The following is an 18247-nucleotide window of genomic DNA, read 5'->3' as shown; positions in this document are numbered from 1 at the left end:
GGCCGCGCACCGGATCACGGCCGGTCAGCTAGTACTCGTAGGCGTCGGTCCGCCGCGCCGCCCGAGGGCGCGGCCCGGCCGGCTCCAGGTGCGTGATCTGGGTCACGTTCCGGGTTCGGTCGGCAGCTGGGTACTTTGCGCAAAGTCTGATTGACCGTTGGCCTTGTTTTGCCGCTGCCCAGGTCGCGGGCGGTGGCGGGGCGGGCGGGGCAGGATGGCGCGTAGTGGTGGAGTCAACTGCGAACGACCGTACGGGATTTGCTGTAACCGGAAGGCTACCATCCGTTAAAAAGTCAATGTCAGGGCTCTGCACGTTTCGGGGGACCCACCCGCTTATCTGTTCCCAGGAGCAACGAGGCTCCAGGCACAGCGGGCTCTGCGGGGATGGCAATTCAACGCGGTGCCGACCGAACGCGAAGGACCTTGAACCATCGTGAACTACGACGTTGCCAGCTTCCTGCTGGCCTCGGCGGCCGCGGCGCGTGCGTATGCGCCGGATGCGCGGTCGGCACTCCGGCGCCTGCTCGGCGCCGGAGTCCGCGTAGGAGCAGCGACTCTGATCGAACGTCAGACACCGGTGGCCCGCCCCGGTGCCGCCCCGCTGGACGAGGGGGAGCGGTGATGACCGAGCCGCCGCAGGACCCCGCGGAATACGCGACGCGTGAGCCGAGTGAGGCCATGCCGCCCGCGTTCTGGGCGTTCCACGCCCGTTACCACCGGCCCTACCTGGAGTACGCGCGCATCCATCTGGGCGATGACGAAGCCGCGCACGACCTGGTTGACGGAACGTTTATCTACCTGGCCGTGGTGTGGGGCGCGGCGACGGAGCAGGAGAACATCGGCTCCTACGCCTGGGTGCTGCTGAAAGAACGAGTGTGGGCCGAGCTGGCGATGAAGGGCCGGGACCCGGCTGCGGCCGAGACGCTGGCATTCGCCCGCGCCGTATGTGCGGCCACCGACCCGATCCTGGACAGCTTCCGCGCGCAGTTCCGTCAGCAGATCACGGAACTGGAGGAGACCATGGGCCTGTTTGCCGCGATGGCACGGCTTCCGGAGCGCCAGTTCGATGTCATTGTCCTTCAGTTCGCCCTGGACTTCGACACCAAGACCACCGCTCTGGTGATGGGGATCCGCGAGGCCACGGTCCGCTCCATCCGCCGTACCGCCAAGCGTCGGCTCGCTGCCGAGCTGGGGCTGGGCGTCGACGAGGACACCGACGATGAGGAGTGATGGGCAGATGCGGCGAGAGCGCAGCATCGAGGAAGCCCTGGCCCGGGCACGGGTCTTCGAGGGGGAGTACACCAGCCAGGACCGGGAGGCATCCCGGCGCCGGATCACCCAGGAACTGGGGGAGTTCCGGTGGATGCAAGTGCTGGCGAGCCCGGGCACCGTCCGGGTACGGCACGCCCCGTCAGCTCTGCACGAGCGGGCGGCCCGAGACCTGCGGACCCTGAGCCAGGGCATCATCCTCGACGAGGACGCCGCCCGGCGCATCGCCCGCTTCGACACCGCGCGCGACCCAGGCGGGGCCCTGGCCTTCGCCTGCCTGCTCGTCCTCGCCGACAAGGAAGAAGGAGCCCAGTTCTGGTGGCAGTTCGCTGCCGGGGCCGGCAACGCCACCAGCGCCCTGTGCCTCTACCTGCTCCACCTGCGGCGCGGCGAGCTGCGCGACGCTCAGTACTGGGCTCGGCAGCTCGCCCTGCTGCAGAGCGAGCCGTGCCAGTACATGCCCGTGCCGCACGAGGTCGTCACCGGCACCGAATCCCCGATGAGCGTCACCGTCCACTACGAGCTGCCCACCGACAACCACGCGTTACTCGAAACTGCGGTCAAGGACGCTGTCGAAGACCTCGACATTGCTCAACTCGACGACTTCGGCCCCATTCCGCAGCCCGGGCCCGACCTGGCCGACCAGTGGGCTGAACTCGTGGCCTCCTGACCAGTCGGCCCGGAGATCCGGCGACAGCCAAGGGGAGATGCCGAACGGCCAGCCGATCAGGCAAGGGCCGCATCGGAGGTCTCCCCTTCGGCATGCCCCCCGGGGGGAGGGGCGGGATCAGCTGTCGTTGATGTGGTCGAAGCCGCGTAGGACGGGGTCCAGTTCCTGCGTTATCTCGCTTCCTTTTGCCTGATATTGACCCGGCTTGCGAGGGTGTCGTCCTCGCAGGCCAGGTCCACAGCCGAAGAGCTTCAGGAAGCAACGGGGCGTGAGTAGCGATGGGCGGTCACGCCAGCGACTTCGAGCGTGAGTAGCTGGGGTGTAGGACATCGCAGTGAGATGGATGGAAGGCGGTCAGGCGGGCGGCCGGTGCTTGGGGGCCTGTCCGGCGGATCACGTGATTACTAGGCTGCGACGATGCAATCTGCGGATCGGGACCAGACGAACGACGGCGAACCGTCCGAGCGCTTCCCCAAGCACTGGACCATCATGACGTGGGTCCCCGGCGAGCCGCTCGACCACACCTCGATCAGCCGCGGCGACCACGCGGCCCGACACCCTTGCGGGCTTCCTCACAGTGGCCTTGCATGCTGAGGGGTGTCCTCGTTGTCACCACGGCCGCTTGGTGACGGTCTCCACCGCGCCGTTGATGACGTACACCCATCCCTCGTCGTGGAATTTCTCGTCCCGCCACGTGGTGAATGCGTGCGCGACTCGGTCCGCGCTCTGCTTCGTCTCCGCGTCCATGTTGGGTGCTTCGAGGTGGGGGTCGTAGTCCGTGAGGACGTTCGCCTCTCTGTCGCCGCCCGGGCAGTCGCGGAGCTTGGCGTCCTTGACGTGCTCGGTCAGCTCGCTAGCCCCCGACAGCTTCAAGTAGTCGCGGAACTCCGCCAGTACCGACTTCCAGGGGCCGGCCTCGCTCGGCTTCGTCTCATCGCAGGTACCGGGCCCTCCGGAGGGCTGGGGCTGCGCTGTCGCCGAGCGGGATTGGGCCGGGTGACCGCCATTGCCGCCGTCACAGGCGGCCAGGGTCACCAGACACACCAGAACGGTGCCCGGCAGAGTGAGCCTTCGGCTGTGCATGACTGTCCAATCCGAACGTGGGCCACGGTGCCCGGGCGTCTCGCCCGGGCACGGTGTGCGCTACTTCCTGGGGGTGACGAGCGGGTTGTCCTTGCCCGGGCCCTTATCGTCGCCGTCGGTGTAGAGGGACAGCTCGCCGTCCGTCCAGCGGATGATGGTGTCGTCCGCGTACGGGTTGTCGGAGAAGTCACCTCCAGTCACCAGGACTGCATGGGTCAACAGTTCATTCGGGGCGTACCACTTGTTCTCCCTCCAGGTGCCTCCACCGTCGAAGTCCGCGTAGTTGGTCACTTCGCCGTCCGACCAGCGCACGATCAGGTCCCAGCCGTCGTTGCCCGTGTAGTCCCCGGAGCCGATCTCGACCGCGTGCTTCCAAGTCTCCGCCTGGGGGGTCTTGGGCGTCACGGCGATGATTTGTCGGCCGAGTGTCGTTCCTGTGTTCTGGTAGATGGTTACCTCGCCGTCGGTCCAGCGGACCACGAGGTCGTCCACCTTGTCGTTGCCGCCGAAGCGGCCGACCGTCATCGCGGCGGCGTGCTTCCAGGTGTCGTCCGGCTCCGGCTTGTGGAGCTGTACCTCGCCGTGGAAGCCCTTCTCGTCCACGGACGGGTACAGCGTCACCTCGCCGTCGGTCCAGCGCACGATCAGGTCGGAGCCGCTGTCTCCGGTGAAGTCGCCGGCGACCACCTGCACGGCGTGGTCCGCCCAGAGCTTGTTGGGCCCCTGGACCTTGAACTCCTTGTCGAAGAAGTTGTCGCGCTGACTCGCGCCCCGGTAGATCGTCAGCTCGCCGTCGGTCCACAGCACGAACATGTCCATGCGGTCGTCCTCGACCGCTCCGGCGAGTGTGAAGTAGCCGTTGGCGATGTCCTTGGCGTGCTTCCACATCTCTGCGTCCGGCAGCACGTTCGAGGGCGGCTGGGTGCCGGCCACGGCGGCGTCGAAGACCCGCTTCACATTGTTGTCGAAGTACGAGGAGTACGAGGTGTTGGGGCTGTGGCCCCCGGTCTCGAAACCACCAGTGACGCCTGCGAGCCCGCGCTTGCCTCCACCGGTGTCGATCAGGAACGGGCCGCCGGAGGTGCCGGACACGTAACCGTCGCAGTCGACCTGGGCGAACGAACCGCCCTTCCAGACCTTGCCCTTGTCCGTCTTGTCACCCGTCGTGAACTTCTTCATTGTCGTGATGCAGTCCAGCGGGTCCTGCTTGGGCTTGTAGCCGTCCATGCCCGGCAGCCGGGGGTAGCCGATCACCCGGGTGCCCGGGTGATCGAAGCCCGCGTTCAGCGCCAGCGGAATCGAGCCCACCACGTCTTCGAGCTGCTTGCCGTCGGAGCGCGGCTCGGTCTTGAGGAACGCGAAGTCGAGATCGGTGTACTTGTGGTCGCCATCCGTCTCCAGGTACTTCGAGTCCATGAAGATCCCGCCGACCTTGATGGCGAACTTGCCGTGCGGGAAAGGGTCCTTCTCGTGGTGCTGTGGCACGAAGACCATGTTGGTCTTGCGGTCAGTACTGTCGAAGCAGTGCCCCGCCGATGCGATGATGTTCTTCCCGGGCGACGGCACCACGGTGCCCGCGCAGAAGCGGTAGTTCTCGTCCGTCTGGTAGAAGAACGTGCCGACCTGCGGGATGCCTTCGAAGGGATGCGAGGGCGAGCGCGGTGCGCCACCGGCCGCCGCCGGCTTCGGGATCCTTGCCTCCCGCTCCTCCTGCTCCTTCACGGGCTTGGCCTCGGCCATCCGCTCGGGGGTCCAGAAGTCTTCGATCGCCTTCAGTCGCGGGTCCCTGCCATCGGCCTTGGGTGTCACCGGCCCCGAGGGCTTCGGTTCGGCGGCCGGCTCGGGCGCCTTCGAGGGCTCGGCCTCCTTCGTCGCCCGCCCCTTGGGCTGCGTCACGTCCGGCACCGGGTGGGTGGCTGCCACCGCCAGATCGAAGACGCGCTGGACGTCGTCGTCGAAGTAGGAGGAGTACGACGTACCGGGACCGCCCGCAGCGAAGCCGCCCGTGACACCGGCGAGGCCGCGCTTGCCCTCGCCGAGATCGATCAGGAACGGCGCACCGGACACACCGGCGCCGGGCTCGTTGCAGTCGGCCTGGAGGAACGAACCTCCCTTCCATGTCTGCCCCTTGAAAGTCTGGTCGCCGGTGGCGAACTCCTTCGTCGTGGTGAGGCACTCCACCGGGCCCTGCTGCGGCCCGTAGCCGACGACCCTGGTGCCCGGGTGGTCGAACCCGGCGTTCAAGGCCAGCGGAACCGCGCCCACCACGTCTTCGAGCTGCTTGCCGTCGGAGCGCGGCTCGGCTTTCAGGAACGCGAAGTCGAGATCGGTGTACTTGTGGTCGCCATCCGGCTCCGCATACTTCGCGTCCATGAAGATCTGCTCGGCACGGACCACGAACTTGCCGTGTGGTGCGGGATCCTGCGGCCGGTGCTGCGGCACGAACACGAGGTTGGACTTGGGCTCAGTACCGTCGAAGCAGTGCGCTGCCGTGGCGACGATGTCCTTGGCCGGAGATGCCACCACGGTGCCGGTACAGAACCGGTAGTCCGCGTCCGTCTCGAAGAAGAAGGTACCGACCTGACGCACTTCTTCGGACGAACCCTTTTTGGCTGCAGGTGAGTTCTGTGCAGCCTTCACGCTTTGTCCCTGCACCGGCTTCGCCTGAGCCATCCGCTCGGGGGTCCAGAAGTCCTCGATCGCCTTGAGGGCCGGATCACGGTCGTCGGCATTCGGGGCTGGGCTCGGTGATCCCCCCGGGGCTGGCAACGCCGTCACGGCGAACGCCGGCGCCACGCCGGATATGACCGCCGCAACGCCTATAGCTACGGCAGGCAGGACATGTCTCGCAAACATGTGTGGAAAGTTCCCAACTTGCTTTGAGGCCGCCCCTGTTGGCGGACTCCGCTCAGACCCGGGACGGGGTCTCGGCCCAGCTCGAAGGCGCTGTCCAGCCGCAGACGGCCGCACGGAAATGCATCCAGTCCCCCCATAGGAATGGTCAAGAGATTGCATTGTCAGTGCAAAGCCCCGGATCGAGCCTCGGACTGTACAGGAGGTCTTTGGTCTAGTCCAAGGCTTAGTTTTTGTCGCGATTAACCGTAAATACCGTCAATGCCAGGCTTCTCATCAAGGAAGCAGCAACGTCGGCTTGGGGCTCTTGCCTAAACGCTGGAAGCGTGATCACGTTGACGTGCACCTATGTCTCCGGTTCGCCGCCACACCCTCCACATGGAGGGCAGACACACACCCACGTCACACAGGGCAGGTGGCGCCTGCCGCAGCCCTTCCGGCACGGCTCTTTGAGCCTGTCTCATCCTGTGCAGTTGGAGTGAGTGAAGGGGCTGCTCAGGTAGGTGTGCCCGGGGGGAGGCGCCCCCCTGGTGTCCTGGCCCGGGCGCCGGCCCGACACGATGTCTGGACGCGGCGGCACGATCCTGATGGCAGAGCAGGTGACGCGGGCCGCCCTGATCGGGCCGTCCGGAATACGGGGGAGCCGGGCCGCGTGAGATGACGAAGGGGAGGGGTTCGTGAACGCATTACCCGACTGGAGGACCCGTGCCGCCTGCGGGGGCGCCGACCTGGAGGAGCTGTTCGGAGAGGCGGCACAGCAGCACCGTGCCAAGACGGTGTCCGAAGGATGTGCAGGGCAGCTGGAGTGCCTGGTCGAGGCACTGGACCTCCGGATCGAGTTCGGAGCCTGGGGCGGGATGACCGACCGCGAGCGCCGCGCCCTGCTGCGGCGTCGGCCGACGGTCACGTCCTGGAGGAGCCTGCTGGAGACAGCCCGTAGCGAGCACCAGCGCAAGCCCGGCTCGTCGGCGCCCCATACCGGTGATCGTCTGCCGGCCCTCCCGCTCACCGGCACGGGCTGAGGGGACCGCGACCTTTGACCGGCCGAGGAACGCAGGTACCAACCCTCGCGAAGGGCCAGAACGCCACGATCACTGTGTGAGACGACGATGCCAATCGCAGCTCGCGACGGTTGCCTACTATCCCTTGGCGGCTTCCTTGAGCTTCGAGCCCGCGGAGACCTTCACGCTGTAGCCGGCGGGGATGTTGATCGGGTCGCCGGTCTGCGGGTGGCGAGTGGTGCGAGCGGCGCGGTGGGTGCGTTCGAGGGTCAGGAAGCCGGGGATGGTGACCTTCTCGTCGCCCTTGGCGACAATGTCGCCGACGGTCTCGGCGAGAGCGGCGAGCACGGCATCGGCGTCCTTGCGGGTCACCTCGGCGCGGTCGGCCGGTGCGGCCACCAGCTCTCTGCGGTTCATGTTCCTGCTCCCGTGTTCTTCGCGCCCACCGTGGGCGTGAGTGTCGTCTACGACGCCGATGCCGCCAGGTCCCGCTGACGAGAGCCGCGGTGGATCGTCGTACAGCGGGTCGCTGTGGCTGACCGGGAATGAAGGAGTCCGTCGGACGCAGATCCAGCAGGACAGGCGATGCCCTCGCTCAACGGCCCGGCTCGCCAGGTCAACGGCTTGATCGGGGAACTCGGCAAGGCCGCCCGGGGCCGGCGCCGCGGTGAACGCCTCCGATGTGGCCCATGCCTGGGCAACACCGTGCAGCGCAACGCGAACAGCGATCACCGCCGAACCTTCCGCAGTCTGCGGCCAACTGCGGGAGGTTTCACCTCGGAGTCGCTCCGGGGGTCACCGGCTTCGGTGCCCCGGCTGGTGGCTGGGGCACCGAAGCAGGTGGTGACTGTTACTTGCTGAAGGCGGTGTTGTTGCAGCCCATGCTGGAGCCCATGGAGGTCTGTTGCGAGCTCGGGTTGCCTTCGCCGTTGAGTCCGTTGCCCAGCAGGCCGTTGAGGATGCCGACCTGGCCGAGGATGTTGAGGTTCAGGTCGTGTGACCTGCAGGTGGTGCTCTGTCCGATGTTGAAGTGGTCGCCGCGCCTCCCGTGGCCCCCGTCGTGTGCCTGGGCTGTGCCGGTGGCGAGCATTCCGAGGCTGCCGAGGGCAGCGACCAACACGGCGGCCTTGCGAAGCTTGTGCATGTCATCTCCGATGGAGAGAAGTGGACGCGATCTGCAGCAGATCGACTTCGTGTAGTTGCAGAGGTAATACGACGCATCCCTCAAGCACCTGGCGGCGCGCCGAATTCGGGTAATCCTCACCGCCTTGGTCGGCACGCCAGGCAGCCGGCCGGGCCGGAATCGGCGGTGAACCACGGCACGGGGAGGTGCATGGCAAGTGCGGCCGTCGGATTCCGCAGGGCCAACCAGACAACGGGCCGTCAGATCACCGCTGTTGTCACCCAGTCCGGCTACCTTTACAAAAGGTCCGGGCCGCTGGGCAAACCCGGACGCTTCACCGGCCCTCGCGACGTGACACGCTTTCCGGCGGCCCCCCAACAGCCACCCAGTGCAGGAGGCCGGGGTGTCGGCGGTAGCGTCAGCAGGATCACTGGCGGGGGAGAGTGCGTCCTGCCCAGCTGCTCCCATCGCAGGAAGGCTTTGGTGAAGAAGGACTGCCCCGGTTGCCAGGCCTGCGCCTGGAGGCATCGAAGCCCGGCGCGCCCCTCGCTGATCTCCTGGTCCGTGTGGCGCTGCACGAACGGTCGGCAGAGTGCCGCGAGCCGGACCCCGCGCGAAAGAGACCGAAAGCGTAGGGCTGATTGCGAACGTGATGGCCAGCCTTACCTGTAGGGCAAAAAAATACCAGGTCAGTGCCGCCTTCACCTGCCATTCTGTATCCGTGGGAATCATCGGGCCTGACGACGAGCACGTGGCGGCGATCAGGGATGCTGATTCCGTTTCATGGTCGGTAAGGGCCGCAGCAGGGCGGCGCCTTGCAGCATCAGCAGAGCTCGCGGGCTTCACCCACGTCCTTCATCGTCTCCTCCTCGACAACCAGGACACAGGAGTGATCGAGGAGACCGCCGAGGCGCTGCTGGCACGGGGGGATTCCAGCGGACTGCGCACTGTGTTGGCCACCCTCGCTTGCGCGGCATCGACCGATGCCTTGGACGAGCTCAGCGCGGCAGTGGACTGCAACCCCATGTGGACGACCGTGGAACGCACGGCATGTCTCGTCAAGCAGCTTCAGGAACTGGTCGCCGATGACGACGAGGGAGTCCGGAACGAAGCCCTGCGACTCCTGGATCCGATTCTCCAGCGCCGGAAGTAGCCGCCAACTTCGCTCTTTACGGAACTCCGGTCAGAACCACTTACAACGAGCCCCATCAGGGACGCTCTACTTCAGGGCGACGCAGGGGCTGGTGGTGGCGCCGTAGTTGAACTCGGCGCAGACCTGTGTCCCGGCCGGCATGACGGGCCCGGTGTGGCCGTGGCCGCGGAGCCCCAGGTGATCTCCGTCCAGGACTGGACCCTCGTGCCGCGGCGCCGGGCCCCGCCCACGCGGGCTTGGTCACTGGGTGCCCGGCACCACCGGCGGGCCAGGTTGTTGGTGTTCGCGGGGCTGCACGTGGCGTAAATCCAGCTCACGGCGCGTTGTAGGGATCCGGTGCGGTGTCAGGAGGTGACGACCAGTCCGTACGCGCACGCGATGCCGCCCTCGGGCCGGCAGGTGTTGGCGCGCTGGTCGACGGAGGAGTCGGTGGAGGCTGGCGCCGCAGCGAAGGCGACAACAGCCAGCGCGCCGGCCAGCAACGCGCGCGTCGTGGAACATGTCGGCATGGGGCCCTCCTGGATCGCTGGTGTTGGTGAGCCCACCCGTCTTGGGGCGGGGAAGGGCACCGAAGGCAGGCGATGGCTCGCACAGGACGACGGAGACGGGCCGAGGTCTCACGGGTTGGCCAATGTCGTTCAGCGGCCGAGTTGTTGGCGGCAGGCGCTTACGACGGCCGGGGCGATGCCGGTGCCCTGCGCCCAGGAGCAGACGGCGCCGGGGTCGTAGTGGGGGCGGTCCCGGTGAGGGCTGGGTGAAGGTGCGGCGCGCCAGGGGGGTACTCCGGCCCCGGTCGTCGCCGTGGGGCAGGAGCGGCCTCGGGCCGCGGACGGTCACGCCGCGGTCGCTCCGCCGTCTCTACGCCACTGGCCGTGCTGCTGGCCGGGGGCCGGACCGTAGCGGGGGCCAGTGTTTCGCGGGTCGGCGGCTGGACCGGCTCGGGCCACTGTGGCGCCGGTGCCCAGTCGCGAGACGGGCGCCGTAGGGCAGCAACTCCCCGCCGTGCGGCGCGGCCTTGTGCGCCACGGTGACAAAGCCCGTGGCAAGCAGCACGACACCGACCGCCACCAGCAGACGGAATGAAAGACCGCACGATCGAGGCTTCGTTCTTCCCTCAGCCGAAGGCGTCGCATCCGCGCGCGTCGCCGATCTGTTTCCCGGACGGGCCGTGACGGCGCTCGGCCCGGAAACCCGGCGGAGAACTTCGCAGCGAGAGGACCACGATCGGGACACGCCTCCTTGAGCCGGTTGTATTCCCTCTTCAGCGCCTTCTTGAGGTGGATTCTCCTCGGAGCGGCCGAGGCAACCATGAAGGCACTCGCGACCTGGCGGAAGGGCAGCGCGCACGGCATGCAGTCCTCGACCGCCACGGCGTGCTTGAGCAGGGCCGGACTTACGCCCTGCGTCCACTCGGCCGAGCCAGGCGCACACCGACTCCTATGTACCGGGTCGTCGTCGCTCACTGGCATGTGTAGCTCAGAAACGGACATGTGGCGGCCGGCTCGCTCACGAGACGGGTGTGGGGCCCTGCATGTGCTCGCTGATCCACTGGATGAGTCCGGCGGACTCCATGTTCGGCACGTAGGTCGCGGCGTTGTGCTTGCCGCCCTGGATGACGTCCAGCTTGGTGTGTATGGGGCCCTTCGTGTAGGACTTCACGAAGTCCTCGATGGGTGGCATGGCCGCGGTCTCCTTGGTGCCGACCTCGAAGGCGAGGTAGACGTCCGGGTGCCCGGACTTGATCAGCTTCGGGGCGAGGGCCTTGGGGTTGTTCTCGGCCTTCTCCTGGTCGTGGCCCTTCCACAGGCGGGAGTCCGGCACGATGTCCGGGCCCGCCGCGATGACGGCCTTGAACCGGTCGGGCTTCTGCAGCACGGACTTGAGGCCCGCGAAGCCGCCGGTGGACGCGCCCATGAAGGCCCAGCCGTCGCGGGAGTTGACCGTGCGGAAGTTCTCCTTGACCAGGTCGGGCACGTCCTCGGTCAGCCATGTGCCCATCTTCGGCTGGCCGGGGATGTCACTGCCGTCCCAGTACTGGCCCAGCTTGGGGTCCTTGGGGTCCCGGTCGTGGTCCTCGGGGTTGAGCACCGGCATGACCACGATGAACGGCAGGCTCTTGCCCTCCTTGGACCACTTGGAGATGCTCGCCTCCAGCTTCAGGTCGGGCCCCATCCAGTAGTTGTTCGGGTACCCGGAGCCGCCGGGCAGGGCGATCAGCACGGGGAAACCGCTCTTCGCGTACTGCGGGTCCTTGTACTGTGGCGGGACCCAGACCCACACCTTGCCCTTGAACCCGGATTTCTTGCCCTCGTACGTCGTGACGGCGATCTTGCTGCCGTCCTCCGGCACGGTGCCGGAGACGGTGAAATCAGCCTTCGGGCCCGTCGGCATGGACGCCTTGGAACTGCTTGTTCCGCCCCGTTCGCCGCCCTGCTTGTCGTCCTGGCCGAAGCTGATCGCGTCGCCCTTGTCGGAGAAGACGTCGAAGTAGCTGAGCACGGGCCAGGTGGCGAGCCCGAGCACGGCCACCACCGTGGCGGTGAGGACCCAGCGCTTGGTACGGCGGCCCTGAGCGGGCGTCGCCACGGTGTCGGGGGGTGTCATCGTCTGTGCTCCACGTGGTGCTCGTGACTGGGGGCAGGGCGGTCCCCCCGGCCTGTTCCCGGCGGTGACCAGCCCCGAAGGACAACGGGAACAGATATTTCAGAGCCCGATAAGAGTTCTCTAAGAGCCCGGGCCGCAGGGCCACCCGGTCCCAGTTACGATCTCCACGGAATGACAAGCCGCGTCCCTGGTCGACTCGGGCTGCGCATAACTTCTTGCGGGTGGTGAAATGTCCTCCCGCCATTGCCCCATGACTAGCGCGTGGATGGGTGTCGAAGCCGCGGACGGGTGTTCCCCACGAGGCATTCGAGGGGGCGTACTACGACGCTGTCGTGCGCACACCGGGGATCTACTCCGCTGATCTCCAGGCGGGTGTAGACATTACCGAGGTCAAGACGCAGATCACCACCGCGCTCCATGCAGTGGTGTACCGCCACCGCCGGGCGCGCGACACGGCCCTGGAACTGACCGGCCTGGTGAACCTTCCGAGGGAGGAGCGCCTGAGCGACTGGCATTTCACCACCCAGACCCGCCTCTTCGAGTTCTTCGTCTCCCTCCACTCCGCCTTCGAAAGCTCCTTCTGCGGTCTCTACTTCGCTGCTTCCCGCCTTGACCGGCAGCGCTTTACGTTCGCTGACGATCCAGAGAGGTGCCAGCGCGTCACGGGGAAGTCGACGACCGAGGCATTTCAGGTGGCATGGCCAAACGATGCGCTCGCGAGGGCGATGTCGGACCTGAGGTCCGACTCCTTCTACGAGCGACTGGGCGAGGTCCGAAACCGCCTGGCACACCGGATCGCGCCGGGGTTCGACCACAGGATCACTCTGTCCGCCGGAGCGAGGGTAACAAGCGGCGGATCACGCACGGGCGGGCAGGAATGCGAGAGTTACGAACTCGCGTGGCTGGGTGAACCGCTCGCCACGATGGTGCCTTCGACCTTGGCGCAGGCAGAGGAGAAGCTCGGTGTTCTGTGGAGCACGGCTGCAACCTTCTTCGCTTCACGGCAGTGATGATGAGCGACATGTGAGTTTCAGTGGATGGCGTCGGCTGTTTGCACCGGGGGCGTATGGGGTCTTCCTGGTGGTCGGGGTTGTGGGTGTCGTTTTCTCGGTGAAGGCCGCTGTCGTTTTCCGGTGATGGTTGAGCGTCGTTTGTAAGGCATAGGGCTGGTTGCCGAGTTTCTGAGCCTTCGTGGTGTTCGGGACCGCCACCGCCTCACCCTGCAGCGACGACACCTCGCCCATCGGGCCCGTGCGCCGCCCTCACGCCACGCCGTCTCGGTCTGCGCGAGCGGATCCAGCGAGGGCACGAGCACGAGCACACGGCCCGCACGCAGCTCCTCCGCGCTGCGTACCGCGACGTCGGTCTTCCCGGACCCGGTGGCCATGACCGCCGGGGTGCGATGGCTTGATTCAGTCAGCCTGGGCTGCGTGACGTGGGGTTGGCAGCCGAAGGTGGGGGCGTCAGTGGTTTGCATCAAGGTGGGGGTGCAACCGGGCACATGGGAGTGCCTCCCGAGGTGCCCGCTCCGCCGCAGCACCAGCCCTTGTGAGCCGCTTGAATCTGCCGGTGAGTATGTGGATGTTGCTGGAGCCTGCCGCGACGAAGATCGCCCCGGGGGACAGTGCTGTGGCGAGGCTGCGGGTGCGCAATACGGGGGACACGGTTGAGGAGTACCGGTTGTTTCCTCTTGGGGGACGGGGCGGTTGGGCCGAGGTGGACACTGCCGTTTGCGGCTCTATCCGGGCGCGGAGGAGGGCGCCGAGATCACGCTGGCGCCGCTGCGCACTGCGGATGTACCAGCGGGCCTGCTGCTCTTGGGGGTACGGGTTGAGCCCTGTGGGCAGCCCGATGCTGGGGATGTGGCCGAGGGCCGGATCACGGTCGGTGCGTTCAGCGAGACACGGGCCGAGCTTCCTGCCGCGCCGGGTGCGCGCTGGCCCTGGCGTGGTTCCAGCACGACCCGAGCATCAAGACCCAGGCCAGTGAGAAGCCGGAGAGCGCCGGCCAGCTCTCGCCCCAGGAGAACTCACAGACCCCGGCGGCCAGTCAGGCCCCGCTGTCGCCACCGGCGTCGCAGGCTCCAACTGTCCCCGAGGCCCCCAAGGCAGACGGGCAGCCCAAGTCTCCCCCCCCAGCCCCCGGGGCGGCCCCCGCTCCTGGGACGGGCACGAAGCCAAAGCCGGCGGAGGCGGAGGCGACAACGGGGGCGGCCCGTCAGGCTCGTCCGAGCAGCGCGTGAGCATCGAGACGGGCCAGGGCGGCGGCTACTTGGGGATGTTCCGCAACGGGATGGGCGACTCGGCCCCTGTGTACACGCTCGGCTGGGTCGACGACCAGAAGAACCTCGACGAGTACTGGATCCTGCGCCGCTACAGCGATGGCACCGTCTCACTGTCCCCGTCGGGCAATCCTGCTCTGGTCCTGGACCGCAGGGCGGAGAACAACCGGGGCCAGCTGTGGAACGCGGGCGGAGGCCAGGACGCCATCAGGGCCGGTGGGCTGCCCGCCAACCAGAAGTGGCGGCTCAAGGACCTCGGCGACGGCTGGGTGTCGATCCTCAGTGCCATCGACGGACAGTGCCTGACCGACATGTACATGAAGCAGAACGGCGGCGACGTCCAGCAAACCCTCGTCTACGCCTGCCAGGACCGCTACCTCTTGGGCCAGAAACAGAAGCTGGGCTGAGCGAGTTCACGTCATCCGCTTGCCCCCGTTCGTCCCTGTTCAGACCGGCCGCCGTAGATGGTGGGAGGAACAGCGGGTGCGGTCCGGACGGCGTGGAACTGCAGGCCAGCCTGGTCGATGTCCGCCAGGGGCGTGGGAAATGGCAGCCGTACGTCTGGTGCGTGGCGGGGAGTTCGAGGCGCAGGGTGATGCCGCAGCGGTCCATGCCCAGAGGCACGGGGTGTACGACACCACCTGGCCTCTCTCGCTGGTCGGCGGCAACTGTTGCCGGTAAGGGATTTCCTGTGGGCATCCATCAAGATCTGCTGTGATCTCCCTGTTGTCGGTACCCCTGTGCCGCGTAGTGCCCGGCGCCAGCCAGCATTGCGTGGACTGTTGCGCCTTGCAGGAGCGAAACCCAGTCGTGCTCTTGCCCTGAAATGGGTCGGTGCATACCCCTGTGGGCGCCCCCGGACACCGCAGGCCTCCAGCAGGCGGGCCAGTCACCGGCAGGGGTGGCGGGATGGACGGCGGACGGCCTGGAGTCTTTTGGCGGCAAAGCCGGCGGGTGCGGCCGGGGCGGCATGTCAGCGCCTGGTGCCGCAGGATGGGCAGAAGGTCGAGTTGTCCGGCACCACGGCCTGGCAGGAGGCGCAGTGCGCTTGCAGGGCGAGGCGGTGCCCACAGGTTGCGCAGAACGGCGCGCCGCGTGTTTCGGCCTGGCATTGCGGGCACACCAGCTGCCGTGCGGCCGTGGGGTCGTAGTCCTCGCCCTGTACTTGCCCTTGGGCGTACGCCTGCTGCGAAGCCATGTCGTTGATGCCCCGCCTGCGGGCAGCCTCGGCCTCCGCTGCTGTGTCGGGAGCGCAGTTCAAGCACAGGCCGTGCTCTGGGTTCCAGCAGCGGTCGCACACGTAACTGCTGCACCGTCCGCAGCGGTTGAAGTGTCCGCGCGCCGTGTCGACCGCCCGCTGGAAGGCGGCGTCGCGGGTGCCGCCCCAGCTGGCGCCAGCGAGCCCGTCGGCGGCGCTCGACATGCCGCTGCCGACCCGCCCGCCGATCACGCTCCATGCCGCGGTCACCCCCCTGGACAGCCAGCTCGCCATGCGGCCCGCGGTGAAGTTCTCGAACGGTGATCGCCAGGTGTCAAAACAGCGTGAGCAGTGGAACTCGAACTGGAAGCCGGCTCCGGTGCCGTGCTGATCGCACAGGTCCCGGTAGTTGTTGGAGAAGTAGATTTCGGAACTCATGGTGCTCGCCCCCGAGTGGTCGTGACCGGACCCGTGTGAGACGCGAGGGGGGTGGCTCCGGTTTCACCGGAACCGCCCGCCCTCGGGGGTCTGACAGCGGACGTCCAAATGGTGGCAGAACAGGGCGAGTTCGGCCACGCAATGTACCGGTTCCACGCAAGGTCCACACCACCTGGTCAGTGCCCCGGAGGACCCCCGGCCCCCCTCCTCTTCACGGCCGGACCGGCTCGTGTGGGAGGCCAGGGCGTGGAGGCGGAGCCGGAAAGCCGGCAAGGAGTGCAGCGAGCCCGCCCAGGCCGAACTACACGAGGCCAAGTCCCAAGCGAGGCCAGGGTTTACGGCCGTGTAAGGGTCGGCCGGAGCCTGGAGGGCTGCGGCCGGGGTGGTTCTGCTGCGGTGGTGCCGGTTATGCCAGGATTTGAACCCAGGGGTTCATGAGCTGGTAGGGCGTGCCTGCGGGAATTTTGAGGCCTGGCATCTTCCCGGTGATGATTCCTGCGGCCTGGGCCGCGTCTTGAGTGCCGGACGGAATGAAGTGCGAGCGTCCGTTTGCCTGGGCAAGGCCCCAGTACTGATAGTGCGTCAAAGTCAGGTAAACGCGCTTCTGGATGTAGTCGAGTACGACCTTGGTGTTGTGCTCGAAGTTGGATCCGGTTCCGGTGTATTCGGCAAACCCACGGGGGAAATCTGCGGCAGTTTGGATCGCGGATCCTGTGCCTGATTGAGAGTGGTCGTTGTAGTGGTTGTGGAGGGTGCGGCTTTCTTCCGGGACCTGGTCGCCGAATTGGGTGGCTCCTGTGCGGTGGTCGGCACCGTGGGAGGGGAGTCGGCCTGTGTCGTCCTGGTGCCAGCTCCGGAGTGTGCCGGGCTCATTGGGAGTGGCATCCTGTCTGGCCAGCTGATTTGGTGTCCGCTCGTCGATCAGGGCGCCGCTTTCGAGCTGGAATCGGACATCGAAGATCAAGTTTATGAGGGGCCTGGGCAGGAGTCGCTTGGCCTGGTCCCAGGTGAGCTGCTTGAGCGGCTCATTCCCTACACGGCCGACCGTCTCCGTGGCGTCCTGGGCGTGCTGCCCGAGCCCTTGCCCGAACTGGTCCCACATCGCTTCGTCGTTCGCCCACGGATCTCTGACGCCGAGAGACTGATGCTTATACCCCCCCTGCGGGTCTACGTGGTACCGGGTGTTTTTGTTGGCGCGGTATTCTGCGGGGACGTCCCGTTCCATCACGTTGTTGACTTCCGCGATCAGGAGGTCGAGCTCGGCGACACCATTTCCTTGAGAGCTGATTACCGCCTCGAATCTCGCCTTCAGGGAAGCATCGCCATCTTTCGAGTACTGGGCTGCCATTCGATAATCGTCGAAGACAGCTACCTTGAGGTACTCCATGACTTGCGGACGAGTGAGAGCGTCCTTGTTTTCGAGGCCTTTGGCTTGCGCGTAGCCGTCAGCGGTGACCTTGATCGTGCGTTGCACCGCCGCCGCGTCGGGCACCGGCCCACTCGACGCCTGACAGCCGGTTCCCGCACTCGGCGTTGACGCGGCCGACCGCTGAACCCCGGCCGTCGACATCACCCGGGTCGCGTTGGCTTCGGCTTCACGCTCGAACCGGTCGGACGGGTCCGAGACCTTGAGCCCGGCTCCGTTGTCGGTTCCGGCGACGGGGCCTTGGCGCTGCTGGATCACGTGGGTCAGTTCATGGGCGAGGGTGTGCTTGTCACCGCCTCCATCACCGATCACCACGTGACTGCCAGAGGTGTAGGCATGTGCCCCGACCTCGGCCGCGGATGCCTTGGCCGCGCTGTCCGTGTGGATGCGGACAGCGGAGAAGTCCGCCCCGAGACGGCTTTCCATGTCGGTGCGGGTGGCGTCGTCCAAGGGGCGGCCGCCCGATCGGAGAACGTCATGCACGGCGGACCGCTGCACCTGGGGCTGCTCGGTCTGTTGACGTCCACAGCCGGCACCGTGTTGGTGCTGGCCCTGGGCCCACTCGTGGCCGGTCTGGCGCAGCATCTGCACGACGGCCGCGTTACCGGCACTCGCCTGAAGCGCTGTGAGGCCCAAGGGCAAGCCGCCTCCCGGAGTCTGGGTCTTGGCGGGCGAGCGGAGACGCTGCTTGCTGTCAGAGGTCGGGGCTTGTTCGTTGGCGTGCATCGGGTCCTTTCGAGGCTGCGGACGCGCAGCCAGACGTGGCCCTCTGATCCTTTCAGAGGGTGGCAACGCGTAGTTAATGCAGGCACAGCCGTGTGTCAGCGGAGGCCGGGAAGCTGTGAATGTGCGGGGTGGTGGCAGTGGTTGGTCATCAGTGGGATGGGTCTTTTCCGGGGTGTGTGTTTCTGCAGGGCAGGTGTGTGTGCGGGTGATCGGGTCGACTGCTATGTGGTGATTGGTTGACTGTCATGAAGCGCTTGGCACAAGAGCCGTTTCCTGTCATGGAGTTGCGCGTTCCTGTGCGTGCGTTCGGGTCTGGTGCAGGGTTGGGTGACGGGTTGACCTGACCCACCATTTGGGTTCCAGGCTCGGTGGCTAACCGGCAGCCGGGATGGTGTCGTTCTCGGAGCGTACTTCGTACTCGA

At 66.9% G+C, this 18247-nt stretch carries 17 protein-coding genes and 1 pseudogene; 9 read left to right on the top strand and 9 right to left on the bottom strand.

What is annotated here, in order from left to right; translation table 11 throughout:
• Window positions 1–433: 433 nt before the first annotated feature.
• From ADK54_RS46505 to ADK54_RS48030, 4 genes and pseudogenes are all read left to right on the top strand, one after another.
• Window positions 434–622 carry a hypothetical protein gene (locus tag ADK54_RS46505; RefSeq protein WP_053730694.1) on the top strand — a complete coding sequence of 63 codons (189 nt, stop codon included), beginning with the start codon at window positions 434–436 and terminating at the stop codon, window positions 620–622.
• Complete coding sequence (locus tag ADK54_RS39560; RefSeq protein ID WP_053730693.1) at window positions 622–1230, top strand: sigma-70 family RNA polymerase sigma factor; 609 nt, start codon at window positions 622–624, stop codon at window positions 1228–1230. Before ADK54_RS46505 ends, ADK54_RS39560 begins: the two co-directional genes overlap by 1 nt.
• Window positions 1231–1237: 7 nt before the next feature.
• Window positions 1238–1939 carry a hypothetical protein gene (locus ADK54_RS39555; RefSeq protein ID WP_053730692.1) on the top strand — a complete coding sequence of 234 codons (702 nt, stop codon included), beginning with the start codon at window positions 1238–1240 and terminating at the stop codon, window positions 1937–1939.
• 450 nt (window positions 1940–2389) lie between these two features.
• Window positions 2390–2534: pseudogene (locus ADK54_RS48030) on the top strand (aminoglycoside phosphotransferase); the annotation flags it as partial.
• Window positions 2535–2548: 14 nt separating this feature from the next.
• On the opposite strand, the gene ADK54_RS47040 reads toward ADK54_RS48030, so the two are convergent.
• Both ADK54_RS47040 and ADK54_RS39545 read right to left on the bottom strand, forming a co-directional pair.
• Window positions 2549–3022 (bottom strand): hypothetical protein, encoded by a 474-nt coding sequence (locus ADK54_RS47040; RefSeq protein ID WP_053730691.1) that lies wholly within the window; start codon window positions 3020–3022, stop codon window positions 2549–2551.
• Window positions 3023–3082: 60 nt separating this feature from the next.
• Window positions 3083–5611: a trypsin-like peptidase domain-containing protein gene (locus tag ADK54_RS39545; protein WP_053730690.1), complete on the bottom strand. Its 2529-nt coding sequence runs from the start codon at window positions 5609–5611 to the stop codon at window positions 3083–3085.
• Between the two features lie 941 nt (window positions 5612–6552).
• Here ADK54_RS39545 and ADK54_RS39540 point away from each other — a divergent pair.
• Window positions 6553–6897 carry a WhiB family transcriptional regulator gene (locus tag ADK54_RS39540; RefSeq protein ID WP_053730689.1) on the top strand — a complete coding sequence of 115 codons (345 nt, stop codon included), beginning with the start codon at window positions 6553–6555 and terminating at the stop codon, window positions 6895–6897.
• 117 nt (window positions 6898–7014) lie between these two features.
• Here ADK54_RS39540 and ADK54_RS39535 read toward each other — a convergent pair whose 3' ends face one another.
• Both ADK54_RS39535 and ADK54_RS39530 read right to left on the bottom strand, forming a co-directional pair.
• Window positions 7015–7293, bottom strand: coding sequence for an HU family DNA-binding protein (locus ADK54_RS39535; RefSeq protein ID WP_053730688.1), 279 nt, complete (start codon window positions 7291–7293; stop codon window positions 7015–7017).
• A gap of 433 nt (window positions 7294–7726) precedes the next feature.
• On the bottom strand, window positions 7727–8020 hold the full coding sequence (locus ADK54_RS39530; RefSeq protein WP_053730687.1) for a hypothetical protein: 294 nt from the start codon (window positions 8018–8020) through the stop codon (window positions 7727–7729).
• A 700-nt stretch (window positions 8021–8720) separates the two neighbouring features.
• Here ADK54_RS39530 and ADK54_RS46500 point away from each other — a divergent pair.
• Window positions 8721–9152 (top strand): hypothetical protein, encoded by a 432-nt coding sequence (locus ADK54_RS46500; protein WP_159048027.1) that lies wholly within the window; start codon window positions 8721–8723, stop codon window positions 9150–9152.
• Between the two features lie 344 nt (window positions 9153–9496).
• On the opposite strand, the gene ADK54_RS46495 is transcribed toward ADK54_RS46500, so the two are convergent.
• Window positions 9497–9661: a hypothetical protein gene (locus ADK54_RS46495; RefSeq protein WP_159048026.1), complete on the bottom strand. Its 165-nt coding sequence runs from the start codon at window positions 9659–9661 to the stop codon at window positions 9497–9499.
• 448 nt (window positions 9662–10109) lie between these two features.
• Here ADK54_RS46495 and ADK54_RS48445 point away from each other — a divergent pair, with 448 nt between their 5' ends.
• Window positions 10110–10235, top strand: coding sequence for a hypothetical protein (locus ADK54_RS48445; protein ID WP_267887077.1), 126 nt, complete (start codon window positions 10110–10112; stop codon window positions 10233–10235).
• A 423-nt stretch (window positions 10236–10658) separates the two neighbouring features.
• Here ADK54_RS48445 and ADK54_RS39520 read toward each other — a convergent pair whose 3' ends face one another.
• On the bottom strand, window positions 10659–11756 hold the full coding sequence (locus tag ADK54_RS39520; RefSeq protein ID WP_078966998.1) for an alpha/beta hydrolase: 1098 nt from the start codon (window positions 11754–11756) through the stop codon (window positions 10659–10661).
• 269 nt (window positions 11757–12025) lie between these two features.
• On the opposite strand from ADK54_RS39520, the gene ADK54_RS39515 reads away from it, so the two are divergent.
• The gene (locus ADK54_RS39515; RefSeq protein ID WP_053730685.1) at window positions 12026–12766 is read left to right on the top strand and encodes a hypothetical protein; all 741 of its coding nucleotides are present in this window, start codon (window positions 12026–12028) and stop codon (window positions 12764–12766) included.
• A 20-nt stretch (window positions 12767–12786) separates the two neighbouring features.
• Here ADK54_RS39515 and ADK54_RS49025 read toward each other — a convergent pair whose 3' ends face one another.
• On the bottom strand, window positions 12787–13143 hold the full coding sequence (locus ADK54_RS49025) for a DEAD/DEAH box helicase family protein (RefSeq protein WP_420717480.1): 357 nt from the start codon (window positions 13141–13143) through the stop codon (window positions 12787–12789).
• An 851-nt stretch (window positions 13144–13994) separates the two neighbouring features.
• On the opposite strand from ADK54_RS49025, the gene ADK54_RS39510 reads away from it, so the two are divergent.
• Window positions 13995–14444, top strand: a complete 450-nt coding sequence (locus ADK54_RS39510; RefSeq protein ID WP_053730684.1) for an RICIN domain-containing protein — start codon at window positions 13995–13997, stop codon at window positions 14442–14444.
• 566 nt (window positions 14445–15010) lie between these two features.
• On the opposite strand, the gene ADK54_RS39505 is transcribed toward ADK54_RS39510, so the two are convergent.
• Together ADK54_RS39505 and ADK54_RS48025 are read right to left on the bottom strand one after the other, a co-directional pair.
• On the bottom strand, window positions 15011–15673 hold the full coding sequence (locus ADK54_RS39505) for a zinc ribbon domain-containing protein (RefSeq protein WP_053730683.1): 663 nt from the start codon (window positions 15671–15673) through the stop codon (window positions 15011–15013).
• Window positions 15674–16079: 406 nt separating this feature from the next.
• Window positions 16080–17825, bottom strand: a complete 1746-nt coding sequence (locus ADK54_RS48025) for a DUF4157 domain-containing protein (RefSeq protein ID WP_078966997.1) — start codon at window positions 17823–17825, stop codon at window positions 16080–16082.
• Between the last annotated feature and the right edge of the window lie 422 nt (window positions 17826–18247).

The sequence above is a fragment of the Streptomyces sp. WM6378 genome (assembly GCF_001279695.1).
In the GTDB taxonomy this organism is placed as follows: Bacteria; Actinomycetota; Actinomycetes; order Streptomycetales; family Streptomycetaceae; genus Streptomyces.
Note: the sequence above shows the minus strand (reverse complement) of the source record. Positions and strands in the feature narration are given on the sequence as shown.